The following is a 2,210-nucleotide window of genomic DNA, read 5'->3' as shown; positions in this document are numbered from 1 at the left end:
GGAGCGGGCCCGGCACGGCCCCGCGCAGCGGGCCCGGCGCGGGGCCGCGCCCGTCAGGCGAGCCGTACGGTGATCGTCGTCGAGCGGCCCTCCTGGTCCGACAGCCGCCCGAAGCGGAGGGTCAGCCGGGGGCCGGTCGCGGTGCCCGCCAGGAGGGGGTGGCCGCCGGGCACCGAGGACACCGGCCGGTCCCAGGTGAGGGTAAGCCCGTTCAGGTCGCGTCGGGGGTCCGACACGGTGAGCGTGGCCGTGCCGTCGCCCGGCTCCCTCACCAGGACCGCGCACGGGGCGGAGGCGGTCAGGCCGCCTGCGGCGCCGCCGTTCCAGAAGTTGGCGGCGGTCAGGCCGAGTGAGGGGATGTGGACGGCCTGCAGGCGGGGGGTGTTGGCGAGCACGCGCGCCCAGCCGGGGTCGGTGGCGCGAGTCTCGGTGCGGGTGAGGGTCGCTCCCGGCAGGAGCAGATAGGCGTAACCGGCCGAGCGCGGGTCCGTGCCGTGGTCGAGCCAGAGCGTCACGTAGCCGCGGGTGGTCTTCTCGCCGTCGGTGCGCTCCTCCCGCAGCGTTCGCAGCCATGCGCCGTCGCCCCGGGACGGCGCGAAGCCGCCGCTCCGCTCCAGGCCAGGGCCTTCGAGCAGTACGTAGCCGCCGTGTCCCTCCAGGTGGGCCCAGCCGGCCGTGCGGTCCACCGTGAGGGGCGCGGCGGTGCGGCGGTTGTCGACGATCGTCTCGACCGGGACGCCGTCCTCGCTCGTGATCCCGGCACCCAGGCAGACCACGGCGTCGTAGAGGAAGAACCACGACTTGAACGCCTCCAGCGTGCTCTCCAGCCCTGTCAGGTGCTGGCCGACCGCCGCGTACGTGCCGTCGGTGGCCCCGCCCACCCAGCGCCACGGCGTGCGGGTGTCGCCCCATCCCTCCCCGGCGCCGTCGGGCAGGCGCTTGGTGGAGACGGTCGTGCCCGGCAGGCGGTAGGGGTCGACGGTGGACCAGAACGCGTCCGAATAGTGGTCGCCGTGCCCCTCGGCCCACCAGTAGAGCATGCCGGAGCCCGTGTGCCAGCCGCGCAGGTTCTCGCCGTTGCCGTGCTCGTAGTGGCCGATCCGGTCGGAGGACATGCTGATGGCCGCGCACCAGCCCGGCCGCCGGTGGACGGCGCGGGCGCTCATCGGCATCAGCGTGTGCCCGGCGGGCTCGCAGGAGGCGGGGACGGAGTCGTCGGCGAGTATCGCGGCCAGGCGGGCACGGAAGCCCGGGTCGTCGCTGTCGAGCATGGGCCGGTACGTGTTCCGCACCGCCCAGCCCTTGACCAGGCCCTGCCAGCGGGCCCGTTCGGCGGCGGAGGCGGACTCGGCCAGCAGCAGGATCGCGGCGGCGATCGCCTGTCCACGCCTGTGGTCCCCGTACGGCCCGCGGCCGATCCCGCGCCCGCTGACCAGGTCCATGCAGAAGCCGTCGTGAACGAACGGCGCGAACGACCGTTCCACCATGTCGAGCACGATTTGCCTGTTCGGGTCGGTGATCTCCCACGGCGAGCCGCGCAGCACGGCGAACAGCGTCGCCAGCCCGGACAGCAGCACCGCCCCGTACCCGCCCTGGTAGGGCACCGAGGCGTGCTGGATGAACGACCCGTCGCGGTAGAACCCGTCGCCCTCGCTGACGTGGGGGAAGACGGGGGAGAGCGCCGAGGCGGCCAGCTCGGCCCTGCCCGGGTCGTCCCCGAGGACGGCGCGCAGCAGCGTCACCGTGCACAGGTCCACCCGGTTCGCGCCGGTACTGGTGCCGCCGTAGCCGTCCAGGACGCGGTCGGGGACGAAATGCTCCACCGCGTCCAGCAGCATCCGGCTCTGCCGCCGCGCCAGGTGGGGGCCGATCAGCACGGCCGCGTCGAGGAGCCTCCTGGGGACGCCGATCTGCCAGTGCCACCAGTTGCCGGCCGGGTCCGCGCCCGCGGTGTACACGTGGCGCCGGTAGTGGTCGATGCCGGTGGCGACGGTCGCGGCGAGGCGGGTGTCGCCGGTCAGGCCGGTGCCCGGCAGGGTGTAGGCGCGGGCCATGGCGCGCAGCCGGGCCGGGGTCTCGGTGAACGAGGGGAAGTCCAGTCCGGGCCAGAGCGACGTGCCGGTCGGCGCCATGGTGTCGCGGTATCGGGCGGCCGTCGCGCCCAGCCGAGCCGCTGCCGCCCGGTACGGCCGGTCCGCCGGGCGGTGGCC

The 2,210-nt window shown here is 74.9% G+C and carries 1 protein-coding gene; it reads right to left on the bottom strand.

Annotation, left to right across the window (positions count from 1 at the left end; all coding sequences use genetic code 11):
• Positions 1–53: 53 nt before the first annotated feature.
• A partial coding sequence (locus tag DQW85_RS09295; RefSeq protein WP_113699961.1) for a polysaccharide lyase 8 family protein occupies positions 54–2,210 on the bottom strand: 2,157 nt, incomplete at its 5' end.

The sequence above is a fragment of the Nonomuraea lactucae genome, from assembly GCF_003313395.1.
Lineage (GTDB): Bacteria > Actinomycetota > Actinomycetes > Streptosporangiales > Streptosporangiaceae > Nonomuraea > Nonomuraea lactucae.
This window is presented reverse-complemented; position numbering and strand designations above follow the sequence as displayed.